This window comes from Neobacillus paridis, assembly GCF_016765675.1.
In the GTDB taxonomy this organism is placed as follows: Bacteria; Bacillota; Bacilli; order Bacillales; family Cytobacillaceae; genus Neobacillus; species Neobacillus paridis.
Map to the genome: position 1 here is coordinate 1 of NZ_JAESWB010000027.1, position 596 is coordinate 596.

1 protein-coding gene is annotated in these 596 nt (G+C 62.9%); it reads left to right on the forward strand.

All coding sequences use genetic code 11. The features are described from left to right. Positions 1-110 precede the first annotated feature (110 nt). Complete coding sequence (locus tag JK635_RS04285) at positions 111-584, forward strand: RES family NAD+ phosphorylase (RefSeq protein WP_202652753.1); 474 nt, start codon at positions 111-113, stop codon at positions 582-584. Positions 585-596 lie beyond the last annotated feature (12 nt).

Here is a 596-nt window from a genome sequence, read left to right on the forward strand (position 1 = left end):
CCTGGCTGCGTTGGGATCGTCGTCAATTGCTGGGCTAATGACTCCTCCGCCGTCTTGCCGGACGAAAAAATCCATCGGTTTCATCCGGTACGTAATGGATTGGGATTGGTATGAAGCTGTGGCGTATCACCACCAGGAAGTGGGCGCTGGACAAGCGCTGCGACGGCGCGCGCCTGTATGGCGGCCGCTGGAATCCACCCGGCTACCCGGTGATGTATGCCGGGGCCACGATTGAAATCTGCGCGCTGGAAAAATTCGTCCACCTGACCGGCGCTGCGCATCCGCCGCTGGTGCTGGTGTCGATCGACGTGCCGGATGACGAGGGCTTATGGCTGCGGCCCGGCATCGGCGAGCTTCCGCCGGACTGGGCGCAATTGCCGGCACCGGGAAGCGCACAGGCGTTTGGCCGCCAATGGCTGGAGAGCGCCGGGCAGCTGCTGCTGTTCCTGCCCTCGGCCATCATTCCCGAATCGACCAATGCCATGATCAACCCGCGGCATCCGGCTTACGACGATGTGAAGCTGGCCATCGTGCGCGACTTCAGCTTCGACGCCCGCATGATGAAGTTTTCCGCCACGGGCTGAACGGCTGTGGCA